Genomic DNA, 22,883 nt, shown 5'->3' on the forward strand with positions numbered 1-22,883 from the left:
TGTGTCCGGGGTGTCCTGTCTTCGAACGCCGTGTTCACGGGTCCGGTTCATCCTGATATTTTCGGCGTTCGAGCGCCCGGGTCTCGTCGATGATGCGTTCGAAGAGGCGGCGCACGGCTTCGGAGGGGAGCGGGCCGGGGTTGGCGTTGAACACGTTGTCGAGCACCTGCTCTTCGCGGCTCGGCACGTACACCGGCATGCCGAGGCGCTTTTTGAGGTGACCGATGACGTTGGCGCACCGGGAACGCTCGTTGAGGAGCTGGAGGATGGCCCGGTCGAGGGCGTCGATGCGCTCGCGCCACGGTCCGAGGTCGTCCGCCGTGGGTTCATCCGGGACGTCGGGCGGGGCGGCGGCGAGAGGGGTGAGCGCGTCGAGGACGGTCTGGATCATGGGAACTTCGGGCGGCGGGAAGCAGGGATGAACCGGTGGAACTATCGGAGGGCGAGGCCGGGTTCCGCCGTGAGGGTGAGCGGGCTCGTGAGGCCGGCCTCGAGCTTGAAGCGACCGGTGACGGCGATCATGGCGGCGTTGTCCATGCAATAGGCGAGCGGGGGCATGTACAGTCTGAAGCCTTCTTCGCGGCCGAGCGTCTCGGCGGCGGCGCGGAGCGCCGTGTTTGCCGAGACGCCGCCCACCACGGCCACGTGCCGCGCGCCGGTCTCGCGCACGGCCCGCCTCAGCGGGTCGATGAGCATGTCCACGACGGCCTGCTGAAAGGCAGCGGCGAGGTCGGGAAGACGGTTGGTGAGGAGGGCGGCCCGCTCTTCCTCGGAAAACTTGTTCAGGTAATACAGCACCGACGTTTTGATGCCGCTGAAAGAGAAGTCGAAGCCGGGGAGGCGGGTGCGGGGAAAGGTGCGGAAAGCGGGATCGCCGGTGGCGGCGAGGCGGTCGATCTCCGGGCCGCCGGGGTAGCCCAGGCCGAGGAGCTTCGCCACCTTGTCGAAGGCTTCTCCGGCGGCGTCGTCGCGGGTGCGTCCCAGGCGGGTGTGGCGGAAGCCCTCTTCCACGAGCACGAGTTCGGTGTGCCCGCCCGAGACGACGAGGCACAGGTACGGGAACGGCGGCGCGGGCGGCTCGATGAAGACCGAATAGATGTGGCCTTCGAGGTGGTTCACGCCGACGAGGGGCACGCCGAGGCCGAAGGCGAAGGCCTTGGCGAAACTCAGCCCCACGAGCAGCGAGCCGGCCAGCCCCGGCCCGTACGTGACGGCCACCGCGTCGAGGTCGACGCGCGTCACGCCCGCCTCCTCGAGCGCCGCCTCCACCACCGGCACGATCAGACGCTGGTGCGCGCGCGAGGCCAGCTCCGGCACCACGCCCCCGAAGCCCGCGTGCACCCGCTGCGACGAGACGACGTTCGACCGCAACGCATCCCCCGCTACCACCGCTGCGGAGGTGTCGTCACACGAGCTCTCGATGCCGAGAAGGAGGGGAGACGAAACGTCATTTTTCATGCATCTCGAAGGAAAGCGGAGAAGCGAACGGGCACTGGTGAATGCGGGAATCGCCGGGAAGGTTTCATCTCGCGCCGGCGGCGGGGGAGATGAAAAATTACCCTGTCCGGAACCTCGCCCGACAGAACAAAGGGGGGGCGCGTTTCGTTATTGACAAACCCACGCCCTCACGCTATACTAAAGTATTCCAGACCATCGTATCCGAGGTTCTCATGCGAAAGGCGCTTTTCATCTCCTGCATCGTGCTCATGCTCGGCATCACCCTCCCGGCCAGGGCGCAGCTTCGCCAGGACGCCAACGTGCAGAATGCGCCGGTACGGCTGTACGACCAGAGCGGCTTCACGCTCAACAAATTTTTCAGCCCCGCGCATTTCAAAATGAACCACTCGTTCGAGATGTCGGCCGGGTCGTTCGGCGGCCGGACCTCGTCGCTGGCGATGTACACGAACACGATGGCGTGGCAGTTCAGTTCCAAACTTGCCGCGCGTGTCGACGTGGCGTTTGCCTTCTCCCCGCTCGGCAATGGGGGCGTCGGAGGAGTCTCGCGGGGCAATCAGGGGCAGGTCTTTCTTCGGAACGCGGAGATCGCCTGGCGGCCGACGGAGAACATGCAGTTAAACATCTCGGTGCGGCAGAGCCCCTATGGCCTCTATGCCAGCCCCTATGGCGCCTATGGGACGTATGGCGGATATAACCGCTTTACGGCCGGGCTTCACTCCGGCTCACGAGACCTTTTCTGGAACGATAACCTGCGTTAGGCGCGTTGGCTGAGCGTCGGAACGCCCGGGACTTTTGGCGCGGCACGCCCCGAGGGGAGGTGTCGCGCTTTTCATTGGCGCCCGTCTGAGAAAGCGAAACGACCGTATGGGCACATCTTCGCAGGGGAAAGGACAGCTTCTTCTCAACGTCTCGCTCGTGGTCCTGGGGCTGGCGGCGTTGGTCCTGATCTATGCGCTCGCCGCCCGCTTCCTCTTTCCGCGCACCGATCCGATCCGCGAAGCGAATCCGGCGGGTCTCGTCGGAGCATACATTCAGGTCGAGGTGCGCAACGGCTGCGGCGTCAGCGGACTGGCGGGCCGCGCAACGATGTACCTCCGCCGCCACGGTTTCGACGTGGTGGAGGTCGGGGATCACACCTCCTTCGACGAGCCCTATTCGTACGTCGTCGATCGTGTGGGCGACCTCGAATCCGCCCGCAAGGTGGCCCTCGTCCTCGGCATCTCCGAGACGCGCGTCCGGCAGGAGATCCGCCCCGAGTATTACCTCGACGCTACGGTCGTCATCGGGAAGGACTATGCGTCGCTCAAACCGTTCCGCGAGGAATGACCGGCGCCGGCCCGAACCTCGGAAGGGGATCGGGCGTCTCACCATACGTCGCCCCGTGGGTTGCGGCCCGGGGGCACGCGGAGGCCTCGAGACGCAAGAGGAGATGCAACCCGCGCGCATCCGCCCTCGAAGAACCCCCTTCCGTCAACCGATCGGGAGCGGAAGGAGCACCGGGCTTCGCTCGATGCTTCACGAGGAAGGTAAAAAGGTTCGCGCGCTCACCTTCGCCTGAAAAATGACCCAGACCAAAATGGATGATCCCTGCCTATGACAACTTCCGGCAATTCTCTCATTCCACCCCGGACCGAGAAGAAAAAAAGAACCACTCGAACCCCCGCCCGAACCCTGGCCGCACGTGCGGCCGATGCCGCGCTCGAGAAAAAAGGGCATGACGTGGTGGTGATGGACATGCGTGAAGTGAGCGGCGTAGCCGACTACTTCGTGGTCTGCACCGGCGACTCGGAGCTTCAGATCAAGGCCATCGCCGATGCGGTGGAGGATCGGCTGAAGACCGAGTTTCGCGAGCGCCCGTGGCACAAGGAGGGCTATGAGCACCGTCAATGGGTGCTGATCGACTACGTGGACGTCGTCGTGCACGTCTTTAACGAGGAGAAAAGGGCCTTTTATGACCTGGAGCGTCTCTGGGGCGATGCGCAGAGCGAACGCGTCACCGACGAGGCCGGCTTCGGGGCGACCGTACGGCCTGGAGAGGCTTCCTCGGAGGAAGCGCCCGTCTCCGGGGAGCGGACGGACGTATGAACGATGCGGACGGACGTATGAATGATTTCGCCCGTCGCCCGTGCCGGACGGCGTGGCTGCTCGGCCTCGCAGCGATGTTGCTGGCAGGCTGTCTGCCGTCGCGTCCCGCCGAGCGCCCGCCCGACGACCGGTTCGGAAACCGCATCGAAGGTCAGGGCCCCGACGGCCGTCGGACGGTCGTTATCACGCCGCCGGACACGGCCCGCACGTATCTGTACTATCCGGCCGTCTACGACACGGTGCACGTCCGTCCCGCCGTTCCCACGGACGCGCATACGGCCGTGCCGGTGGAGGTGCTCGTCAAAGGCGCGTTCCCTGATGCCTGCATGGAACTCCACGACGTGACGCAGAAGCGCGCCGGGCATCTGGTGGAAGTCACGCTCATCATGCGGAAGCCGCAAGGGGCGGTCTGTGCCTCGGTGCTCCGTCCGTATCGCTTCTACCTGACCCTCGAAGGGCTGTATGAGCCGGGCAACTACACGCTCAAGCTGAACGGGAAGGTCCACCCCTTCGTTGTGCGCGCGCCGGAGACGGAGAACTCATGAGCCGCGGGCGGCCCCGCTACGGAGTGCCGGAGACCGTGTCGGGCGAGGGGCCGCGTGCGCGCTCGTAGAGGTCGCGCAGTTCTTCGGGCGTCTGGCGATACGTGGAGTCGTCGAGCACCTCGGCGAGGCGCGCGCTGAAAGCGGAGGCGGCCTCGAAGTCTCGCGCGTCGAGGTAAGCGAGCTGGATGAGCTGCACGAACCGGGCGGCGAGGTCGAGGTCGCGTTCGCTGCGGGGATACTTCAGGCGGTGCAGCACCACCGGCTCGGCCTTTTGCATGATCTCGACGGCCTTGTGGTCGTCGCCGACGGCCTGATACGCCTGCGCCATGAAAAGGAACGAGCGTTCGTCTCCGGGGATGGTCTCGAACGGGACGGCCTCCATGAACCAGTCGAGCAGTTCCCGCGCCTCGTCCCTGTAGCCGTCGTCGGCGATGGTCTGGGCGGTGTGGGAGAAGATGTTCCGATAGTTGTCCACCATGCGCCGGATGTTCTCATCGAAATAAACGTCCGGGTCGTTCAGCCTGCGGAAGTGGAATTTCCGGAGGTTTACCGGCGTGATGGCCGGCACCACCCGCCCGAGCGGCTCGTCGTGCCGGATGGGGACCACACGGTACGCCTGGCCTTCGAGCTGGAAGAAGTTCTCCAGGTTGAGCTGCCCGTCGGGGCTGACCGTGACGGCGAAGTAGACGGGTCGTTCCCAGTTCTGCCGCGCGGCGGTCATGAGGATATTGAGCGCCACCTGATCGGCGGCATAAAGGATGTTGAGATCCTCGCCGTTCTCGTCTTTTCCGTACGGTCGGCCCTGAAGATTCCAACGCATCGGGCTTTCGACGAGCGCCGTGTCCTCCGGAACGATCATCTCCGAGTGTTCGAAGATTTTTTTCTTGTCTACGGGGAGGAGGATTTCACGCGGGCGCCACCGGACGATGGTCAGGTCCTCGATCTCCTTATCGGAGAGGGAGATCGGCAGCGGGGGCGACTTGCGCGCCCATTGATACTTGAGCTGGCGCACGTACCACGGCGTGTTCAGCAGGGAGAGGTTCACCACGCGCACGTCCTGCCGGATGCCCTCCACCTCCTGAAGATACCACAGGGGAAAGGTGTCGTTGTCGCCGTTGGTGAAGAGGATCGCGTTCTCGTCCACGCTCATGAGCATGTTGTACGCATAGTCCGGAGCAACATACCGGCCCGAGCGGTCGTGGTCGTCGAAGTTGACGTAGGCCATCCAGAACGGGACGGCGAGGAGGAGCAACAGCCAGGTCACGAACGGCGGGACGATGCTCTTCACGGAGAAGCGCCGGCGGAGGACGTCGGCTACGAGTTCGATGATGCCTGCCGCCCCGACACCGATCCACAGGCTGAAGGCGAAGAAGCTGGCGACGTAGGAGTAGTCACGCTCTCGGGGCTGAAGCGGCGGCTGGTTCAGGTAGAGGACGATGCCGACGCCGGTGATGAGGAAGAACACGAGCACGGCGAACCCCCTCCGCCAGTCTCGCCAGAAATGGATCGCCATGCCGAGCAGGCCGAGCAGCAGGGGCAGAGCGAAATAGGCGTTTAGAGACGCCTTCTCGCTCGGTGTGAAGCGGGGATAAGTCTTCGCGCGCGGGTCGTTGAACGTCACGACGTGAGGGGCATCCTGCACGTCGCTGGCCTTTCCGACGAAATTCCACAGCAGATACCGCACGTACATGTGTCCCAGCTGATAGCGAAGGAAAAAGTCGAGGTCGGAGTCGTACTGGGCGTAGATGCGCTCGTGGTTCGGATCGGGAGACCAGCGGCGGGGGAAAAAGACCTCCCGGCGGTTGTCCACCCGTCGGAGGCGATTGTCGAAGGTCGGGCCCTTGAGGAGCGGGGTGTTGCCGTACTGCTCGCGTTTGAGATAATAGACGATGGACTCGGCGGTCTCGGGGTCGTTCTCGTCGATGGGCGGGTCGGCGGCGCTACGGATGAAAATGAGCGCATACGTCGAGTACCCGATCAGCACCATGGCAATGCTCAGCGCGATGAGGTTGGCCGCCTGCATCCCCTTCTTCTGCGTGTAATAGACGCTGAAGACGACGAGCGCGACGAAGGCGAAGAAAAACAAATACGGCGATCCCGACTTTCCGGCCCAGTCGGGCAGCCACTGCACGATGCCGGGGAAAATCAGTCCGAAGGCGATCATCGAGACCAGACCGGCAAGGGCGATGTGGAGCCATCGCTCGCGGGGCGTCCAGTCGGGTTTCTCGAACTCGGTATAGAACACGATGAGTGCGAGGAAGAAGATGGCCAGCAGATTCAGCAGGTGCACGCCGATGGCGAGGCCGAAGAGGTATGCGATGAGGAGCAGGTAGCGGTTCGAGGCCAGCCCGAACGGGTGCTGGCGACGTCCGGCGAGGGCGGCTTCCTCCTGAAGCGCCTGATCTCGCCATTTGAAGATGAGCCAGACCACGAGCGCGGTAAAGAGCATCGAGAGGGCGTAGACCTCGGCTTCGACGGCGTTGAACCAGAACGAGTCGGTGACGGCGAAGGTGCACGCGCCAATGATGCCGCCGCCGAGCGCTACGATGCGGTCGATGGTGGTCCATTGGGCGGGAGGCCCCTGCCATTCACGGATGAGCCGCACGATGATCAGGTGCGTCAAAAGCACCGTGAAGGCGCTCGCAAAGACGGAGATGAGGTTGATCGAGAGGGCGACGTATGCGGCGGGGACGAACATCGAGAGGAGCCGCCCGAGGAGCATGAAGAACGGCGCACCCGGCGGGTGAGACACTTCCAGCTTGTGCGCGATAGCAATGAACTCGCCCGAGTCCCAGAACGACGCCGTCGGGGCGACGGTCAGGAGATAGAGCGCCAGGGCATAGGCAAAAACAACGGCGGCAACGATCCGCTCCGTCAATTTCCAGTTCATGTCGAAAGGCTCAGTGGGGGAAAGAAGCGCGCGGGAAAGTCGGGACCGCTGCATGACCGGGTTGCGATCCGGCGAGCGGCTGCACGTGCGGAGCGCCAGAGCGTCGGCGGGGCCTGTCTCGCGTCCGCGCTATGAACGCGGGCCCCGGCGGTTTGATTCGCGCCGTCCCGAGTTCCTTCTCGTCGTGCCGGGGGACGCCATTCGGGACGCCTACCGATGGCCGCCGACGACGAGGACGATCTCGCCGCGCACCCGGGGCTGCCCGGAATAATGCGCGTGGAGTGCGGCCAGCGGCCCCCGGCGGATCTCCTCGAATTTCTTGGTCAACTCCCGGGCGACGGCGGCCGGTCGCTCGGCCCCGAAGATCTCGACAAACTGCCCGAGCGTCTTCACCAGCCGGTGCGGCGATTCATAGAAGATCATCGTCCGCGGCTCCTCGGCGAGGCCGCGCATCCGGGTCTGCCGGCCTTTCTTGACCGGGAGGAAGCCCTCGAAGACGAAGCGTTCGGAGGGCAGCCCGCTGGCCGTGAGGGCGGGCACGAACGCCGTCGCCCCCGGCAGCGGCACGACGCGGATGCCGGCCTCCAGGCAGGCGCGCACGAGATAGAAGCCGGGGTCCGAGATGCCCGGCGCGCCGGCGTCGGAGATGAGCGCCACGCTTTGCCCGGCCTGCATGCGCTCGATGAGGCGGGGCGCCTTCCGGACCTCGTTGTGCTCGTGATAACTCGTCTTCGGCGTCGTGATGCCGTAATGCGACAGGAAGATGCCGGACGTGCGCGTGTCCTCGCACGCGATCAAGTCTACCTCCTTGAGGATGCGAAGGGCGCGAAGCGTGACGTCTTCGAGGTTGCCGATGGGCGTGGGGACGAGGTAGAGCACAGGCGTCTCGGAACGTTCACGAGGATTCATGCATGGTCGCTCGCATTCCGGAACGCCTGCGGCGGAGCCATTCGGCGAGGCGGGTGCGCAGACGCGGCGTGGCCCGGAGATCGAACGTGACGTAGAGCACGAGCCATATCCCGGCGATGAGCGTGATGAGGTTGGCGGCCCACATGCCTACCCACGGCGTGAGCAGGTTCCGATCGGCGAACTTCTCGCCCTGCACGAGGGTGACCCAGAAGAAGAGGAACAGTCCGATGGCCAGGGCGCCCGCCGTCCCGAGACCCCCGCGCCGGATGCTCAGGCCGAGCGGCGCGCCGATGAGCACGAAGATCAGGCACGCCAGCGCAATCGAGCGCTTTTTGTGGATCTCGACGAGGTAGCGGTTGGCCTGCTCTTGCTGCCATTTGACCGCCCGTCGCGCGTTGTCCACCTGCGTGCGCGCCGTCCGGGCCTTCATCACAGCGACGTCGTAGACTTCGAGCTGTTGTCCCCGCCTGAGCCCCGCCAGCACCGGGCGGTCGGAGAGCGGGCGCTCCGTTTCGGCGGCGACGGTCGGCGTGGGGAGGGCCGGGGTTGCCTCGCCGGGGGAGGCCGTCGTCGTGTCCCTCAGCAGTCGCATCGAGGCTTCGAAGAGCTTTTGCTTCTCTTTGGCGACGCTCGTCTCCAGCGAATCAACGATGAAAAGCATCTCATCGGTGCGCATCGTGCGGTCGGAGCGACGGGTGCGGCTCGGGTCGCTTCGCTCGAAGATGAAATCGGAGAGGTCGAGGCGGAAACGATGGCGGGAGAAGGCGAGGCGTTCGTACCGCTCCGGGTCGCGGGAGGAGGGGGGCTTGTTGCGCCGGTGGATCTCGCCGTCGAAGAGCACGAGGTCGATTTTCTCTCCGTTGCCGAGCGGTTCGATCCGTCCTTCCCGTGCCTTGATGTCGACGCGCTTGCGGGAGCCTTCGGTGTAGTCGTAGATCAGGATGTCTTCGAGCACGTTCGGGCGCTCCGGCGGGATGGATTGCACGAGGATGCTGTAATTGTTGACGCCTTCGTAGAAGACCCCTTCCTGAAGCTCAAACCCCGGCTTTTTCTTCCGGATGTCCCACCAGAGGTTGCGGGCGCGGAAGTTGGCCTCGGGCAGGATCTGGTTGTTGAAATACCACATGCCTCCCGCAAGGCCAAGGCCGATCAGGAGCACGGGCCAGAGCAACTGCGGCAGCGAAGCGCCCGCCCCCTTGATGACGACGTAAGCTTTGGTCTCGGCCAGGCGTCCGAAAGTCATGAGCGTGGAGATGAGCGCCGACATCGGCACGGCCAGCACGAGCATGTACGCCAGATTGTAGACGATCAGTTCGAGGATGACCCCGAGCGGCAGGCCCTTGCCCACGAGATCCGGGAGATACCGAATCAGAAACTGCATCAGCAGCAGAAACATGAGCGTCCCGAGCCAGCCCAGAAAGGGGCCGGGCAACAGCCGGATGATCATGCGGTGAAAGTGGGTCAGCATGGCGGGGCGTGGGGCGGTTTGGCGTCAAGGTAGCCCTTTTCGCGCAGAAGCGGAAGCCGGCGGCAGGCGGGTCCTCAGGCGGCGCGACGGAGCGTAAGGAGCGTGATCTCGGGGCGGATGCCGAGGCGGAGCGGCGGCCCGACGGTGCCGAGGCCACGGTTCACGTAGAGGAACTGACGCCCGTCGCCGCCGGGGCGGTTCTCGGCGTAGAGGCCGGCCCATCGCGGGTAGACCACACGGGCGAAGCTCCACCGCACCGGCCCGGCTTCGATGCCGAGCTGGCCGCCGTGCGTGTGTCCGCAGAGCATCAGGTCGATCTCGGGGTGGTTCGGGCGGACGTGGGTGTCCCAGTACGTCGGATCGTGGGCGAGGAGGACGTAGGCCGCCTCGTCGTCGTCCGGCGAGAGACCGTCGAGGGCGGCGGGGAGGTCGGCGTGCCGCTGGTAGAAGCCGGTGTTGTCCGTGCCCACGAGGTGCAGGCGCGCGCCGCCGATCTCGAACGTGCGCCGCTCGTTCACGAGCAGGTCCACCTTCGTGCTCCGCACGGCCGCCACGACGTCGGGCGTGTGGGCGTAGTGGTCGTGGTTGCCGAGGCAGCCGAAGACGCCGAGGTCGGCGCGGAGCTCGCGGAGCGCGGGCAGAATCATCGGAAGTTCGGCGGCGTTGCTGTTGACGAAGTCGCCGGTGACGGCGATGAGGTCCGGGCGCAGGTCGTTGAGGAGCGCGACGGCCTCGCGCATGGGCTGCGGGCTGAAAAAAGAGCCCGCGTGCAGGTCCGAGATCTGGGCAATGGTCAGGCCGTCGAGCGCGCGCGGCAGCCCCGCCACGGACACCTCCACCCGGCTGAGCATGAAGTCGTACAGCGTGCGAAAGACGCCGTAGCCGACGATGACGAAGGGCACGGCGGCGGCGCTCCAGCCCATCCGTTGCAAGAACTCACGACGCGGCACCCGCTTCATGTCCGAGAGGTCGAGCGCGGGTGCGGACGGCGCGGCGACGGCCTCCGCCTCCGGAGCAACGTCTTCAGCGGGCGCGGCGGGCAGCAGCTGTTTCTGAAACCACCCGAAGAGCCAGACGACGAACCGCGTCAGATCCTTGATCAGGATCCCGCACGCGATCAGTGCCTTCGGCACGTAATAGACGGCCCACACGCCGATGACGAACGCGCGCAAAACCTTCGGCTCCACTTCCCACCAGCGCGAGACGTAGAGGTACACCGGCAGCACGAACGGCATCAGCGCCATGAAGACGCGATAGAAGGGGAGGGTGCGCCGCGCCCAGCGCCGGTATTCGGCAAAACGCCGCCAGTTCCGATAGACGTAATAATCGAGCCCGAAGAGCCCGACGAGCAGGCCGAGGGTGATGAACGTAAACTTCAACATAGCAAGCGATTAACGATGTCCGGGCGGGGTTGTTCTCCGAAAGTCGATGGTGCTCGAAAGGATCGGCGAAGGCATCATCGCCTGCGAACCAAGAACCGTTCCGGGATGGCGCGTGCGCGCGAGGGGATCCCCTGCGGCGTCGCGGCATTTACGGGAAGTCCGCGCCCGGCGTCCGGGGAAAAGCTTTCCGCGGCCCTCCGACGCCGGCCCGCGATTCCGTCCTCAACCGTCCGTGCCTTCCCATGACCGTCAAGTCCTTCACGTTCAACCCTTTCATGACGAACTGCTACGTCTGCCACGATGCGGGCGAGGCGGTCCTCGTCGATCCGAGCGCCGCCACACCGGGCGAGCAAGAAGCCGTCCTCGCCTACGTCGAAGCGCAGGGGTTGACCATGAAACACCTCCTCCTCACGCACGCCCACATCGACCACATCTTCGGGTGCGCCTTCTTCGCCCGGCGCTTCGGGCTCTCCTTTCGAATGCACCGGGAGGATCTGCCGCTGCTCGCGCGCGCCGAGGATCAGGCGGCGCTCTTCGGCGTCGAGATCGAGCCCCCGCCGCCCGTCACGGAATTCCTCGACGAGGGCGATACGATCACCTTCGGCGAACGGACGTGGCGCGTGCTCCACACGCCCGGCCATTCTCCCGGCTCCGTCTGCTTCCACGACGCCGCAGCGGGCGCCGTCCTCTCCGGAGACGTGCTCTTTCAGGGTTCCATCGGGCGCACCGACCTCTGGCGCGGCTCCCTGCCCGAACTCATGGCCTCGATCTTCCAGAAACTCGTCCCCCTCGGCGACGAGACCGTCGTCTATCCCGGGCACGGGCCGGCGACCACCATCGGGCGGGAACGGCGGACGAACCCGTTTCTCACCGGAAGCTTCGCCCCGCTCTGACCGACCCGGCGCGCCCTCCGCTCACGGCCACGTAGCCTGAAGCAACGGATGCGGGGGATTCTTTTTGTCGAAGAGCCGCTGAATGGACCTATCGACGAGTTCTCCCATCGTGTCGCACCGGGCAAAGGCGTCGTCTTCATAGTGGCGGCTCAACTGCTCGCCGAGACGACGCACGTTCTCGTCCGGGGCGATGAGATCCTCGCGCATGACCTCCATCAGCCGGTCGAAGCGCCCGTGCGAAACGCGGACGCGGCTGGCAATGAGCGAGCGCTCCTCTTTCTGATACTGATCGATGTTTTCCGGCGAGAGGTATTTGCGCGTGGCGTGGAGGAACGGGCCGTTCTGAGGGTAACACTCCGGGATGTAGGTTTCCTTCCGCCAGTGATGACTCTGCTGGTCGAAGTCGATGGGGTGCATGTGGAAGTGCCACTTCTCGAAGTCCCGGGCGATGTCGATGACGAAGTTGCCCGAATGCATGTCGCCGAGCAGGCAGACGAAGCTTCGCTCGTTGAATTTGACGAACTCTTTGGCGAGACGGACGAGGTCGAAGCGCGTCATGGGCATGCTCTCGCGCATGAAGTCGTTGGCGGGGATGCCGATGATGTGCTCCTCGATGATCGTCCCGCTGTGGATGAAGTAATGAATGCGGTTCGGTGAGAGAATGTGCTCGAGCTCCAGCCCGTAGAGTCGGTTGGCGTCGACGCGCTTGACGTAGAAATAGTCGAAGTTCTCGTTGATGCTGTTGACGATGCGGATCCGGAACGGCAGCGTGTTGCCGTAATTGCACTGGTCGATCCGGTCGATGTAGAGGTGCTTGACGATGGAGACGTCGCCTCCGGCTTTGAGGATGGCGTACGTCAGGCGAAGCTGGTCGTGGATCTCTTGCTGTTCTCCCGGCGGATAGAACACGGTGGACCAGAGCGTGTCTTCGCCGACCTCATTGTATACCGGGATGGCATTGTTGAAGCGCAACAGGTCCTCGTACCGGATGCCGGCGTCGTAGACCCGCCCGTACCGGAGGAGGTACGATTGGAAATAGTCGCTGACCGGATACGCTTGCTTCTTCTTACTGATGAGGTGTTTCATGCCGGAGGAGGCGGGCGGGAGGAGGCGGGTCACACGCTTTGTGCCAGGACGCGCCGGCGCACATGCTCGTAGTATTCCTCGTATCGGGGGACGATATGCGCCAGGTCGAAGGTGTCGACGGCGCGTGCGCGGGCGGCGGCGGCCATGCGGGCGTGGAGCGCCTCGTCGGTGAGGATCTCGGCGGTGCGCTCGATGAAGGCGTCGACGTCGCCGAGCGGACAGAGGAAGCCGGTCTCGCCCTCGACGACGAGCTCGGGCAACCCGCCGATGTCGCTCGCCACCACGGGCACCTCGCAGGCCATCGCTTCGAGCGCCGCCAGGCCGAACGTCTCGGAGCCGCTGGGCATCAGGAAGACGTCGGCGATGGAGAGGATCTCCTCGACGGGCTCCTGCTTGCCGAGAAACCGGACGTCTTCGTGGACGCCGAGCTTGCGCGCCAGGTGTTCGGCGGGCATACGGTCCGGTCCGTCGCCGACGAGGAGGAGCTTAACCTTCAGGCCCCGCTCCCGCAACCCGTGAAAGATCTGAACCACTTCCGTGGCCCGCTTGACGGGACGGAAGTTCGAGACGTGGACGAGCAGCTTCTCTCCGTTGGGACACAGCGCCTGCTTGAAGTGCTCCTTGTTCATCCGGCGGAAACGGGTCGTGTCGATGAAGTTGGGGATGACCTCGATGTCGGCCGTGACGCCGGAACAACAACAGAGCGTCTCCTCACGGAGGTACTCGGAGACGGCCGTGACGCCGTCCGAACGGTTGATCGAATAACTCACCACCGGCGCGAACGAGGGGTCGCGCCCGACGATGGTGATGTCCGTGCCGTGGAGGGTGGTCACGATGGGCACGACGATGCCTTCCGTGGCGAGGATTTGCTGGGCAAGCACGGCGCTCGTAGCGTGCGGGATGGCGTAGTGCATGTGAAGCACGTCCAGCTCTTCATACTTCACCACATCGACCATCTTGCTCGTCAGGTTGAGCGTGTACGGCGGGTATTCGAAGAGCGGATACGCGTTGACGTTGACTTCGTGGAAAAAGATGTTTTCCTGCACGTGACCGAGGCGGAACGGAATCGAGTAAGCAATGAAATGGATCTGATGCCCACGGGCGGCAAGCGCCTTGCCCAGTTCAGTGGCGACGACGCCGCTGCCGCCATAGACGGGATAGCACGTGATGCCGATTTTCATGTGATGCAGGGGCTGGGATGGAAAAGAGAGTTGCGCCTTCCATGAACGCGAAGGCGAAGGGCAGGTTGCATGCCGCCGTGCCCGTCCGGCGCCGGGGAGATTGTGTTACGATCCTGTGCCCTTTGCGCGGCTTTTCATATAATGCGCCGAATCAGTCCCGTCTTTTCCATTATCTTCGCCAAAAAAGGAGGGTCAAATGATGCAAAGAGGAAGGATGAATCGCGCGAGCGCCTGGGTGATCATGGGACTGCTGGGGCTGGCCTTGTTTCGCCCCGCGCAGGCCCAACTCGGCGTTGCCGCCGGGCTGAACTTCGACAGCTTCACCGACATCCGGGTGCTTGACAGCAACGCCACCCTCGACAATTCCACGGGCTGGCACGCGGGCGTCTTTCTGGACCTCGCGCTCGGCCCGCTCGCCCTGCGCCCCGGCATCTTCTACCGGGATCTCAGCCAGATTGATCTGAGCGTCACCGGCTTCACCGATACGTTTGGCCTCAACGTGAACATGATCGAGGTCCCCGTCGACGTGCGCATCCGCCTGGCCCCGACGCCGTTCATCAAGCCCTATGCCGTCGTGGCGCCGGTGTTCGCCTTCGCCAACTCCAGCAATAGCGACGACGTGGAAAATGCGGTCGAAGACTTTGCCATGTCGGCAAACGTGGGCCTCGGGCTCGAACTGTCGGTGCCGGGCTTCGGCATCCGGCTGTTTCCGGAGATCCGATACGCCTTCGGCCTCTCCCGCTTCATCAGTAAGGAATTCCGGATAGCCGGGCAAACCGTGGAGACTACGGACATCTCGCGCAACAATGCTTTCATGCTCCGGATCGGCGTGGGTCTCTGATCGGTCCGGCGCTCACTTGCCCGGCTCGCGTCCCCGACCGATGGTGACGACCACGGGAAAGTGATCGGTGTACGTGAAGGGGTCGTGGGCATGCACGTAGTGCACCTCGACGATGCGCCGGCTGAGGACGGGCGAGAGGAGGATGTGGTCGATGGCGGAGAGTTCGTCCCGGTCGATGACGCCGTCGTGGTCGCGGTCCCAGAAGTTGGTGAAGCGATGGTCCTGCGGCACGTCGGAGAGGACGTTGTGGAGGTCGTCGTCAGCGTCGGGACCGGCGGCTTTGATGCGATGGAGCACATCGGTGATGGGTCGGTTGCCGGAGAAGTCGAGCGTGGCGTCGTCGTAGTCGTTGAAGTCGCCGAGGACGACGACGGCGCGTCCCGCCTCGATCTCGCGCACGGCGAGCCGTCGGATCACCTCGGCCTGCGCTTCCCGCCGCTCCTTCCGCGTCGGATCGTGCGGGCGGGCGTAGAAGTGCAGCCCGATGAGCGTCGTCGGCACGCCGCCGAGGGTGAGGCGGGCGTACAGGTTTTTGCTTACGCCCTGCTTGCGGCGCTCGCCTTCGACCGGCGCCCGCTCGTCGGTGCGCCCCACCTCGTCGATGGGCAGCCGTGAGAGGAGCGCCACATCCTGTCCCGTAAAACGGTCGTTGCCCTGAACGAAATAGACCTGGTATCCGAGGTCATCGAGCGACTCCTCGAGCATCAGGTAGAGCACGGTGTCGTTTTCCACCTCTTCGAGCATGACGACGTCGGCCTGGATGAGGCGAATGATCCGGGCGATGTGCTCGCGGTGGAGCCGGGCCTTCTCGGGATCGCCTTTATGGGGAAACGTCGCTTCGCCCTCATCGCCGAGGCCATCGAAGAGGAACTCGGTGTTCAGCGTGGCGATGCGGATGCCCTCGTGCCGGTATTCGGGGGGCGGCTCCGGGTGGAAGACGAACGCGGCCGGCGCTTCCGACGGCATCGGCGCGGGCGCGGTGCGGGCGCATCCGCCGAAGAACAGTGCGGCGGCGACGAGCAGGAAAAGGTACGGGCGGTGGCGCATGGTGGGCGAGGAAAGAGGGGAAGGAAACAGGGATGATGGCGGCGATGGCGGGATGATACCCGGGAAGTGTCCCGGGGCTCCCATCCGGAGACCGGCGGATCCAAAAAAAGGCGCACCCACGGGAGATGCGCCTTCATGGTTGGGTCAACCGGATCGACGGGGATTACGAGACGCCCTCATAAAAACGGAAGCGCCGCGCGTCGATCTGGTATTTGCGTCGGGGTTGCACCGGTTCGCGGCCCATTGCCCATTTGGGGTGCGCTCCGCTGCTGAGCGAACGTTCGCTGAAAAAGTGACGGGTCCGCTCGGAGAACGGGCGGAGCGAGTCGCCGGCCGTGCGCACGAAGTTGGCGATCTGAAGCGCGCGACGCCAGCCCGGCACCTTCGAGTTCACATCGAGCCCAATGTAAAAATCGCGCATGGGGTTGCCGGGCGCGAAAGCGCTGAACTGATACGGGTCCAGCACCACGTCCCGGTAGGTGCGCTTGCCCCGGTAGCCGGTCTCGACCCGGTTCCGGATGACCCAGGCTACGAGCTCTTGCTCTTCGGGGCGCTTCGACTCGGAGAAGATGCCGCGCGCCAACCAGAGCGTCTCCGTATCCAGGTGATCAGGCGGTAAGGGGGGGAGATGCTTCGGGTTCAGAAGCGCCTCCTCCACCGGAGAAACCGCCGTCGCCGACGTATCGGCAACGGCGACACTGTCGACTACCGCGAGGCTGTCCGGTGCGGTTTCGTTCCAGATGCCGGGGTGCGAAAGCCCGAACAAATCTCCCGTCACTGCCATCAGGCCTGCGAAACAAATCACCACGGCGACTATGACCGTAAGCTTCTGTCGCATGGCTCCGTGAGTTGGTTCAACATATCGATCCTTTCATGCCGCGAATACGGCGAAAAATTTTTTCTTTATTTTGTCGCGCAGACTGGGCGGTCACTACCTAATTCATGCCAGTCCCGTTTCATCCCCAAAACGATGAGGCATACCTATAGTTTCATGATGAGTCTTGTCTATAAGTGCATTGTGAATAGTGATTTAGATGGTGTTGATTCATTATTCACCCGCCGTTCACCCCGCCTTCATTGCAGGTTCGTTCTTGACGGATAAGGAGTGCGACAGGCAGATTTCCGGGTGTTTGAGACCGGGTGAGAAGAGCGTTTGCCCCCTCATGGGACGGTGCGGGTACGGCCATTTGAATATGAAAAGATAACCGTTGCGGAGGCGTCGGGATGACGGGCGAACCCGGCCCTCCGTGGCGCGTTCGGTAGGCACGTTCGCCGCAAAGCTTCCTCTCGATGCTCCGCTCCCCCCTCGTCATCGTAGCCGACGAAAACATCCCGTATGTTCGCCAGGCCTTCGGGCCCTTCGGTGAGGTTCGCCTCGTGCCGGGACGCGAGATCTCTGCCGCTCACGTGCGCGGGGCCGATGCGCTGCTCGTCCGCAGCGTGACCCGCGTAGACCGGGCCCTGCTCGAGGGGAGTGCGGTGCGCTTCGTCGGCACGGCGACCATCGGGACGGATCACGTGGACCGAGCATGGCTGCGCGCGCGCGGCGTCGCTTTCGCCCATGCGCCGGGATCGAATGCAAGTTCAGTGGTGGAATACGTTCTGGCGGCGCTCCTCCGGCTCTCCGTGCGGCAGGGACGGGCGCTCCGGGGCCGTACGGTCGGCATCGTCGGATGTGGCAACATTGGCGGGCGTCTGGCGCGGCGGCTGCCGGCGCTGGGCGTGCGGGTGCTCCGGAACGACCCTCCACGCGCCGAAGCCGCCGTTCAGCGGGGCGAGCCCCACCCCTTCGTCACGCTCGAAGCGCTTCTCTCCGACGCCGACGTGGTGACGCTCCACGTCCCGCTCACGCGTGAGGGACCGCACGCCACGCGCGGCCTCTTCGGGGCGGAGGCCCTCCGGAGGATGCGTCCCGACGCGTGGCTGGTGAACACCGCGCGCGGTCCCGTCGTCTCGAACGCCGCCCTGCTCGATGCGATCGCCGTCGGTCGTCCCGCCGCGACGGTGCTCGACGTGTGGGAAGGCGAGCCGAACCCCGACCCGGATCTGATCCGCCGCGTCGACCTGGGAACGCCGCACATCGCGGGGTATTCGTATGACGGAAAGGTGCGGGGGACGGTCATGCTCTATCGCGCCTTCGTCGAGCGTTTCGGGCTGCCGGACGTGTGGGAGGCCGAAGAGGCGTTTGCCTCCGGGCCGGGCGATCGTCTCCGCCTCACGCCGCCCGAGACCTCCCTTGCCGAAACCGAATGGCTCGACGCCGTCGCGCGGCAGATGTATGACCTCGAAGCCGACGACCGGCGCTTCCGACGCCTCCTGAACCTGCCGCCGGACGAGCGCGGGGCCTACTTCACACGTCTGCGGAAGACGTATCCGCGCCGCCGGGCCTTCACCCGTCACACGATGGCCCCGGCACACGTTCCGCCCGCTTTTCGCCTGGCGCTCACGGAAGGGCTGGGCGTGCGTCTCGTCGGACCTCAGCGATAGCCGTACGAGCGGAGGAACGTGTCGGTGTTCCGCCAGTCGCCTCGCACCTTCACGTGAAGCTGAAGGTAGACTTCTTTGCCGAGAAACGCCTCGATGTCGGCGCGGGCGGCGCTTCCGACGCGCTTGAGGGCTTTTCCACCCTTGCCGATGAGAATGCCTTTCTGCGTGTCGCGCTCCACGACGATCTCGGCGTCGATGAAGTCCTTGCCTTCTTCCCGTTCCTCGTACACCACGATGTTGACCTGCGTGGAGTACGGGATCTCCTGGCGAAACTGCTGGAAGATTTTCTCCCGGATGATCTCTGAAATGAAGAAACGCTCCGGATGCTCGCTGAGCATGTCTCGGGGATAAAACGGCGGTCCGAAAGGCAGGCGCTTGACGATGGCCTCCAGAAGGACGTCGAGGTTTTTGCCCTTGAGGGCCGAGATGGGGATGACCTCTTCGAAGGCGCGTAGTTTCGTATACGCCTCGACGAGCGGCAGCACCTCTTCTTTATTGATGAGGTCCATTTTGTTGATGACGAGGATGGCCGGACGCTCCCCGATGTGTTCGAGGCTGAACGTGTCCGGTCGGTCCTGCGTGGCGTCGGCCATGAAGAGCAGGAGGTCGGCGTCCTGAATGGCTCCGCTGACATTGTGCATCATGGCTTCCTGAAGCTTGTACCGCGGCTTGATGATGCCGGGCGTGTCGAGGAAGACGACCTGGTATTTTTCCTCCGAGAGGATGCCGAGGATGCGGTGGCGCGTCGTCTGAGGCTTGGGGGTGACGATGGCGAGCTTGCGTCCGAGCAACGCGTTGAGCAGGGTGCTCTTGCCCACGTTCGGTTTGCCTACGAGCGCCACGTACCCGCTCCGGTGGTCGGGGGGGACGTTTTCGAGGTTGATCAGCGGTTGATCCGATTCCGGGTTCGGCGGAGGTGTATCGCCGGGGTTTTTAGAGGTCATAGTCGGTGTCCGGGTCGAAGAACGGAGGGAGCGTCGCGCCTTCGGTGTTTGCGCCTTCGAGGGTCGCGCCGATGAGGTCGGCGTGCGTCAGGTCGGCGCCTTCGAGGTTGGCGCCCGTAAGGATGGCCTCGCGGAGCTTGGCGCGCCGGGCGACGACGCCCGAGAGGTTCGCCCCGAAGAGGATGGCTTCGAGCATGTGCGCATCGTCGAGGTGGGCGCCCGTCAGATTGGCTGCGTTGAGCGTCGCAAAGCCGAGGTCCGCGTGATTCAGGCGCGCCCGCGTGAGGTTGGCGTCGTCGAGGTGGGCGCCCGTCAGGTTGGCTTTCGTCAGGTCCGCCCCTTCGAGGTTGGCTTTTTCGAGTTCGGCCACCGTGAGGAACGTCTTTCGCAGTCGGGCGCCCGAGAGATCCGCGCCGCTGAGGTTGATCTCCATCAGGTTGAGACCGGAAAGATCCGCGCCGCCCAGATCGGGACGGACGTCGGGGTTCAGGACGCGCCACGCATTCCACGAACGAACGCCTTCCTGGAGACGGGCGAGATGGTCTTTGTTTGCCATGAAATTGTGTTTATTAGGCTTGTGGGCGAAAGGCCGTTTGGGAGAAAAAAATATACGAAGGAAGGTTATAAACGGGAGGGTCAATGTGTTTATAGGATACCACCTCTACTGATTGCATATCTTCAGGTGGCGAAGAGGTCCGGTCTCGTGGTGGGGGCCGGGCCTCTTTTTTTACTCTCCGCCCCGAACGCCGCCGTAACTCTCCGAACACACCTTCCGGATCGTCCGGATACAAAAAACCCCCGGGAATGCCGTCGGGCCGATTCCAGGGGGTCGATGTGGAGCTAAGCGGATTCGAACCGCTGACCTCTTGAATGCCATTCAAGCGCTCTACCAACTGAGCTATAGCCCCGATTTTTTCAAGGACGCCCAAGATACGAAGCGCCTCCGCTTCGGTTCAACACCTGCGGGCGTCTTCGGCTCCCTTCCACGATCTATTCATAATCAAGTTCCAGCCGTTCGTCCCGGGGCGGAGTCAGAGGAGAAGGATGCGTATTTTAGGGGAAAGGGACCGGCCTCGAAGGGAGGTCGGGATCAATGGCGTCGCATCCCGGGTACGGGTGGCGCCCGTCGAGGAGCCTCGCCGGTGAAGGGGCGCAGCGGACATTGAACGGACATTTTCGCGACGAAAGGGGGACGTATGGCATTGGAAAGGCCGGTACACGTATACAAGTTCGGCGGTTCTTCGGTCGCCACGCCGGAGCGGGTTCGTCAGGTGGCGGCGCTCGTGCGGGCGGAGCCGGAGGCGGCGCGGCGCATCGTCGTGGTCTCGGCGCTCGGGGGCGTCACCGACCGGCTGTTGGCGGCCATCGAGGCGGCGCTGGGGCGGACGGGAACGCACGGGGACGTGCTCGACGAGCTGTGGGCGCGGCACACGGCTGCGGTCGAGGCGCTTGCGGCGGTGGGAGCGCGCGAAGCCCTGCTCGGCCGGCTCTCGGCGCTTCGGCGCGACCTCGGCGAACTGCTCGACGGGGTCTATCTGCTGCGCGAGTGCACCCCGCGCACCCGTGATGCCGTCCTCGCGGTGGGCGAGCGCCTCTCGGCCCCCATCGTCGCGGCCGCCTTTCGCGCCGCAGGCCTCGACGCCGCCGACCACGACGCCGCGCGCTTCATCCGTACCGACGACGCCTTCGGCGAGGCCGCCGTCCGCTTCGCCGAGACCGAGACGCTCGTCCGCGACTACTTCGCCGCGCTTCCTCCGGGACCCGTCGCCGTGGTGACGGGGTTCGTCGCCGCCACCGAGCGCGGCGTGACGACGACGCTCGGGCGCTCGGGCAGCGACTATACGGCCACGATCCTCGCCGGAGCGCTCCACGCCGAACGCGTGGTGATCTGGACGGACGTGGACGGCGTGCTCTCGGCGGACCCGCGCCTCGTCGCCGACGCGTTCACGCTTCCCGAACTGAGCTATCGCGAGGCCGCCGAGATGGCGTTTTTCGGCGCGAAGGTGCTTCACCCGCGCACCATGCGTCCGCTCATCGAACACGGCATCCCGCTCCTCATCAAAAACACCCTCAACCCCGGCGCGCCGGGCACCCGCATCACCGCCGAGTCGACGCCCACGGAAGGGCGGGTGAAAGCCGTGACGGGCATCGGAAACGTGGCTGTGGTGATGCTCGAAGGCGCGGGCATGATGGGCGTGCCGGGCATCTCGGCGCGGGCTTTCGGCGCGCTCGCCGCGCGGGAGATCAACGTGCTGATGATCTCGCAGGCATCGAGTGAGCAAAGCATCTGCCTCGTCGTACGCGAGGCACAGGCGGAACGGGCCGTCTCGGCGCTCTCGGAGGCCTTCGAACACGAACTCGCGAGAGGGGACGTGAGCCGGGTCTTCGCCCTTTCGGGAAACGCCATCCTTTCCATCGTGGGGGATCATATGCGGATGCAGCCGGGCCTGGCCGGGCGTATGTTCTCCACGCTCGGACGGGCGAACATCAACGTGCTCGCCATCGCGCAGGGCGCCGCCGAGACGAACATCTCGGCGGTGGTCAGCCGGACCGATGCGCGCCGGGCCGTGCGGGCGCTCCACGAAGCTTTCGCCCGCGCCCACGAACGCGCGCACCTCTTCCTCATCGGTCCCGGCGGCGTCGGGCGCGCCTTGCTCGACATCCTCGCCGCGCAGGCGCCCGTGCTCCTCGAAACGATGGACCTCGACCTCCGCCTCGTCGGCATGGCCAACTCGTCGCGGATCGTGTGGGACGACGATGGACTCCCCTGTGCCGAGGCCCTCGACCGGCTCCGTGCCGGGGGCGAGCCGGTGGACCTCGACGCGCTCGTCGAACGCCTGGCCGCAAGCCACCTCGAACGGCTCATCGTCATCGATGCGACGGCCTCGGAGGCGGTGGCCCGGCGCTATCCCGAGTTCCTCGAAAACGGGCTGGCCGTCGTCACGCCGAACAAACGGGCCAACACGCTCGAACAGGCTTTTTACGACCGTCTCCGAGTTCTGGCTCGGAGACGGGAGGTTCCGTACCGCTATGAGACGACCGTCGGCGCGGGGCTGCCGGTGATCTCCACCCTCCGCGACCTGCTTCGCTCCGGCGACCGGGTGAGGCGCATCGAGGGCGTGCTCTCGGGCACGCTGGCCTTCGTCTTCAACCGTCTCGCCGAAGGCCGGACGTTCTCGGAGGCGGTGCGAGAGGCGCGGGCGCTCGGCTTCACGGAGCCCGATCCCCGCGACGACCTCGGCGGCGAGGACGTCGCGCGGAAGATGCTCGTGCTCGCCCGCGAGATGGGGTGCTCGGTCGAACGCGCCGACGTCTCGGTCGCCTCGCTCGTGCCGCCCGATCTTCACAACGTGCCGGTGGACGTGTTCATGGACCGCCTCGCGGAGTTCGACGGCGTGTGGGCCGATCGCATGGCGGCGGAAGGACGGCTTCAATACGTGGCGCACGTCTCGCCGGGCCATCTCCGCGCCGAGGTTCGGGCGCTCACGCCCGGCTCGCCCTTCGAGCGGCTGCGCGGGACGGACAACATGATCGTCTTCACGACGGACCGGTATCACGACCGCCCGCTCGTCATTCAGGGGCATGGGGCGGGGCCGGAGGTGACGGCCGCCGGCGTTCTGGCCGACGTCGTCCGGGCGGCGCGCACGATGGCCTGAGGCGTCGGTCG

20 protein-coding genes and 1 tRNA gene are annotated in these 22,883 nt (G+C 65.0%); 8 read left to right on the forward strand and 13 right to left on the reverse strand.

The window, feature by feature from the left end; genetic code table 11:
- Positions 1-34: 34 nt before the first annotated feature.
- Both pheA and tsaD read right to left on the reverse strand, forming a co-directional pair.
- Complete coding sequence (pheA, locus tag AC1HIY_RS04115) at positions 35-391, reverse strand: chorismate mutase (protein ID WP_479575441.1); 357 nt, start codon at positions 389-391, stop codon at positions 35-37.
- Between the two features lie 41 nt (positions 392-432).
- Complete coding sequence (tsaD, locus tag AC1HIY_RS04120) at positions 433-1,458, reverse strand: tRNA (adenosine(37)-N6)-threonylcarbamoyltransferase complex transferase subunit TsaD (RefSeq protein ID WP_479575442.1); 1,026 nt, start codon at positions 1,456-1,458, stop codon at positions 433-435.
- Positions 1,459-1,670: 212 nt separating this feature from the next.
- Between tsaD and AC1HIY_RS04125 the strand changes: the two genes are divergently transcribed.
- The 4 genes from AC1HIY_RS04125 to AC1HIY_RS04140 all read left to right on the forward strand — a co-directional run bounded on the left by AC1HIY_RS04125 (position 1,671) and on the right by AC1HIY_RS04140 (position 4,088).
- Entirely contained in the window at positions 1,671-2,216 is a 546-nt protein-coding gene (locus tag AC1HIY_RS04125) for a hypothetical protein (protein WP_479575443.1), read from the forward strand.
- 106 nt (positions 2,217-2,322) lie between these two features.
- Positions 2,323-2,784: a LytR C-terminal domain-containing protein gene (locus AC1HIY_RS04130; protein WP_479575444.1), complete on the forward strand. Its 462-nt coding sequence runs from the start codon at positions 2,323-2,325 to the stop codon at positions 2,782-2,784.
- A 267-nt stretch (positions 2,785-3,051) separates the two neighbouring features.
- The gene (gene rsfS, locus AC1HIY_RS04135; protein ID WP_479575445.1) at positions 3,052-3,543 is read left to right on the forward strand and encodes a ribosome silencing factor; all 492 of its coding nucleotides are present in this window, start codon (positions 3,052-3,054) and stop codon (positions 3,541-3,543) included.
- A gap of 17 nt (positions 3,544-3,560) precedes the next feature.
- Complete coding sequence (locus AC1HIY_RS04140; protein WP_479575446.1) at positions 3,561-4,088, forward strand: hypothetical protein; 528 nt, start codon at positions 3,561-3,563, stop codon at positions 4,086-4,088.
- Positions 4,089-4,104: 16 nt separating this feature from the next.
- On the opposite strand, the gene AC1HIY_RS04145 is transcribed toward AC1HIY_RS04140, so the two are convergent.
- The 4 genes from AC1HIY_RS04145 to AC1HIY_RS04160 form a co-directional block, all read right to left on the reverse strand.
- Complete coding sequence (locus AC1HIY_RS04145; RefSeq protein WP_479575447.1) at positions 4,105-6,978, reverse strand: glycosyltransferase family 117 protein; 2,874 nt, start codon at positions 6,976-6,978, stop codon at positions 4,105-4,107.
- Between the two features lie 210 nt (positions 6,979-7,188).
- On the reverse strand, positions 7,189-7,887 hold the full coding sequence (rsmI, locus tag AC1HIY_RS04150; RefSeq protein ID WP_479575448.1) for a 16S rRNA (cytidine(1402)-2'-O)-methyltransferase: 699 nt from the start codon (positions 7,885-7,887) through the stop codon (positions 7,189-7,191).
- Positions 7,874-9,355 (reverse strand): LptF/LptG family permease, encoded by a 1,482-nt coding sequence (locus AC1HIY_RS04155; protein ID WP_479575449.1) that lies wholly within the window; start codon positions 9,353-9,355, stop codon positions 7,874-7,876. Before AC1HIY_RS04155 ends, rsmI begins: the two co-directional genes overlap by 14 nt.
- A 74-nt stretch (positions 9,356-9,429) precedes the next feature.
- Positions 9,430-10,737, reverse strand: a complete 1,308-nt coding sequence (locus AC1HIY_RS04160; protein ID WP_479575450.1) for a metallophosphoesterase — start codon at positions 10,735-10,737, stop codon at positions 9,430-9,432.
- A gap of 242 nt (positions 10,738-10,979) precedes the next feature.
- On the opposite strand from AC1HIY_RS04160, the gene AC1HIY_RS04165 reads away from it, so the two are divergent.
- Positions 10,980-11,630: an MBL fold metallo-hydrolase gene (locus AC1HIY_RS04165; RefSeq protein ID WP_479575451.1), complete on the forward strand. Its 651-nt coding sequence runs from the start codon at positions 10,980-10,982 to the stop codon at positions 11,628-11,630.
- Between the two features lie 21 nt (positions 11,631-11,651).
- Here AC1HIY_RS04165 and AC1HIY_RS04170 read toward each other — a convergent pair whose 3' ends face one another.
- A complete protein-coding gene (locus tag AC1HIY_RS04170; RefSeq protein ID WP_479575452.1) occupies positions 11,652-12,716 on the reverse strand; it encodes a hypothetical protein in 1,065 nt (354 codons plus the stop codon).
- Positions 12,717-12,745: 29 nt separating this feature from the next.
- Positions 12,746-13,897 (reverse strand): N-acetyl-alpha-D-glucosaminyl L-malate synthase BshA, encoded by a 1,152-nt coding sequence (gene bshA, locus AC1HIY_RS04175; protein ID WP_479575453.1) that lies wholly within the window; start codon positions 13,895-13,897, stop codon positions 12,746-12,748.
- 214 nt (positions 13,898-14,111) lie between these two features.
- Between bshA and AC1HIY_RS04180 the strand changes: the two genes are divergently transcribed.
- On the forward strand, positions 14,112-14,738 hold the full coding sequence (locus AC1HIY_RS04180; RefSeq protein WP_479575454.1) for an outer membrane beta-barrel protein: 627 nt from the start codon (positions 14,112-14,114) through the stop codon (positions 14,736-14,738).
- Positions 14,739-14,750: 12 nt separating this feature from the next.
- Here the strand turns inward: AC1HIY_RS04180 and AC1HIY_RS04185 are convergent, their stop codons facing one another.
- Both AC1HIY_RS04185 and AC1HIY_RS04190 read right to left on the reverse strand, forming a co-directional pair.
- The gene (locus AC1HIY_RS04185) at positions 14,751-15,785 is read right to left on the reverse strand and encodes an endonuclease/exonuclease/phosphatase family protein (RefSeq protein WP_479575455.1); all 1,035 of its coding nucleotides are present in this window, start codon (positions 15,783-15,785) and stop codon (positions 14,751-14,753) included.
- A 163-nt stretch (positions 15,786-15,948) separates the two neighbouring features.
- The gene (locus AC1HIY_RS04190; RefSeq protein ID WP_479575456.1) at positions 15,949-16,623 is read right to left on the reverse strand and encodes a hypothetical protein; all 675 of its coding nucleotides are present in this window, start codon (positions 16,621-16,623) and stop codon (positions 15,949-15,951) included.
- A 452-nt stretch (positions 16,624-17,075) separates the two neighbouring features.
- Between AC1HIY_RS04190 and AC1HIY_RS04195 the strand changes: the two genes are divergently transcribed.
- On the forward strand, positions 17,076-18,272 hold the full coding sequence (locus AC1HIY_RS04195; protein WP_479575457.1) for a 4-phosphoerythronate dehydrogenase: 1,197 nt from the start codon (positions 17,076-17,078) through the stop codon (positions 18,270-18,272).
- Here the strand turns inward: AC1HIY_RS04195 and era are convergent.
- The 3 genes from era to AC1HIY_RS04210 all read right to left on the reverse strand — a co-directional run bounded on the left by era (position 18,263) and on the right by AC1HIY_RS04210 (position 20,124).
- Entirely contained in the window at positions 18,263-19,216 is a 954-nt protein-coding gene (era, locus tag AC1HIY_RS04200; RefSeq protein ID WP_479575458.1) for a GTPase Era, read from the reverse strand. The genes AC1HIY_RS04195 and era overlap by 10 nt on opposite strands.
- Complete coding sequence (locus AC1HIY_RS04205) at positions 19,206-19,772, reverse strand: pentapeptide repeat-containing protein (RefSeq protein WP_479575459.1); 567 nt, start codon at positions 19,770-19,772, stop codon at positions 19,206-19,208. The genes era and AC1HIY_RS04205 overlap by 11 nt, the downstream gene beginning before the upstream one ends.
- Positions 19,773-20,051: 279 nt before the next feature.
- Positions 20,052-20,124: transfer RNA gene (locus AC1HIY_RS04210), tRNA-Ala, on the reverse strand.
- A 288-nt stretch (positions 20,125-20,412) separates the two neighbouring features.
- Here AC1HIY_RS04210 and thrA point away from each other — a divergent pair.
- The gene (gene thrA / locus AC1HIY_RS04215; protein WP_479575460.1) at positions 20,413-22,872 is read left to right on the forward strand and encodes a bifunctional aspartate kinase/homoserine dehydrogenase I; all 2,460 of its coding nucleotides are present in this window, start codon (positions 20,413-20,415) and stop codon (positions 22,870-22,872) included.
- Positions 22,873-22,883 lie beyond the last annotated feature (11 nt).

The sequence above is a fragment of the Rhodocaloribacter sp. genome (assembly GCF_056451265.1).

What these genes read in the sequence shown, in the direction of transcription:
- pheA (WP_479575441.1), bottom strand. Translation starts at nt 391, where the DNA reads ATGATCCAGACCGTCCTCGACGCGCTCACCCCTCTCGCCGCCGCCCCG.
- tsaD (WP_479575442.1), bottom strand. Translation starts at nt 1,458, where the DNA reads ATGAAAAATGACGTTTCGTCTCCCCTCCTTCTCGGCATCGAGAGCTCG.
- AC1HIY_RS04125 (WP_479575443.1), top strand. Translation starts at nt 1,671, where the DNA reads ATGCGAAAGGCGCTTTTCATCTCCTGCATCGTGCTCATGCTCGGCATC.
- AC1HIY_RS04130 (WP_479575444.1), top strand. Translation starts at nt 2,323, where the DNA reads ATGGGCACATCTTCGCAGGGGAAAGGACAGCTTCTTCTCAACGTCTCG.
- rsfS (WP_479575445.1), top strand. Translation starts at nt 3,052, where the DNA reads ATGACAACTTCCGGCAATTCTCTCATTCCACCCCGGACCGAGAAGAAA.
- AC1HIY_RS04140 (WP_479575446.1), top strand. Translation starts at nt 3,561, where the DNA reads ATGAATGATTTCGCCCGTCGCCCGTGCCGGACGGCGTGGCTGCTCGGC.
- AC1HIY_RS04145 (WP_479575447.1), bottom strand. Translation starts at nt 6,978, where the DNA reads ATGAACTGGAAATTGACGGAGCGGATCGTTGCCGCCGTTGTTTTTGCC.
- rsmI (WP_479575448.1), bottom strand. Translation starts at nt 7,887, where the DNA reads ATGAATCCTCGTGAACGTTCCGAGACGCCTGTGCTCTACCTCGTCCCC.
- AC1HIY_RS04155 (WP_479575449.1), bottom strand. Translation starts at nt 9,355, where the DNA reads ATGCTGACCCACTTTCACCGCATGATCATCCGGCTGTTGCCCGGCCCC.
- AC1HIY_RS04160 (WP_479575450.1), bottom strand. Translation starts at nt 10,737, where the DNA reads ATGTTGAAGTTTACGTTCATCACCCTCGGCCTGCTCGTCGGGCTCTTC.
- AC1HIY_RS04165 (WP_479575451.1), top strand. Translation starts at nt 10,980, where the DNA reads ATGACCGTCAAGTCCTTCACGTTCAACCCTTTCATGACGAACTGCTAC.
- AC1HIY_RS04170 (WP_479575452.1), bottom strand. Translation starts at nt 12,716, where the DNA reads ATGAAACACCTCATCAGTAAGAAGAAGCAAGCGTATCCGGTCAGCGAC.
- bshA (WP_479575453.1), bottom strand. Translation starts at nt 13,897, where the DNA reads ATGAAAATCGGCATCACGTGCTATCCCGTCTATGGCGGCAGCGGCGTC.
- AC1HIY_RS04180 (WP_479575454.1), top strand. Translation starts at nt 14,112, where the DNA reads ATGAATCGCGCGAGCGCCTGGGTGATCATGGGACTGCTGGGGCTGGCC.
- AC1HIY_RS04185 (WP_479575455.1), bottom strand. Translation starts at nt 15,785, where the DNA reads ATGCGCCACCGCCCGTACCTTTTCCTGCTCGTCGCCGCCGCACTGTTC.
- AC1HIY_RS04190 (WP_479575456.1), bottom strand. Translation starts at nt 16,623, where the DNA reads ATGCGACAGAAGCTTACGGTCATAGTCGCCGTGGTGATTTGTTTCGCA.
- AC1HIY_RS04195 (WP_479575457.1), top strand. Translation starts at nt 17,076, where the DNA reads ATGCTCCGCTCCCCCCTCGTCATCGTAGCCGACGAAAACATCCCGTAT.
- era (WP_479575458.1), bottom strand. Translation starts at nt 19,216, where the DNA reads ATGACCTCTAAAAACCCCGGCGATACACCTCCGCCGAACCCGGAATCG.
- AC1HIY_RS04205 (WP_479575459.1), bottom strand. Translation starts at nt 19,772, where the DNA reads ATGGCAAACAAAGACCATCTCGCCCGTCTCCAGGAAGGCGTTCGTTCG.
- thrA (WP_479575460.1), top strand. Translation starts at nt 20,413, where the DNA reads ATGGCATTGGAAAGGCCGGTACACGTATACAAGTTCGGCGGTTCTTCG.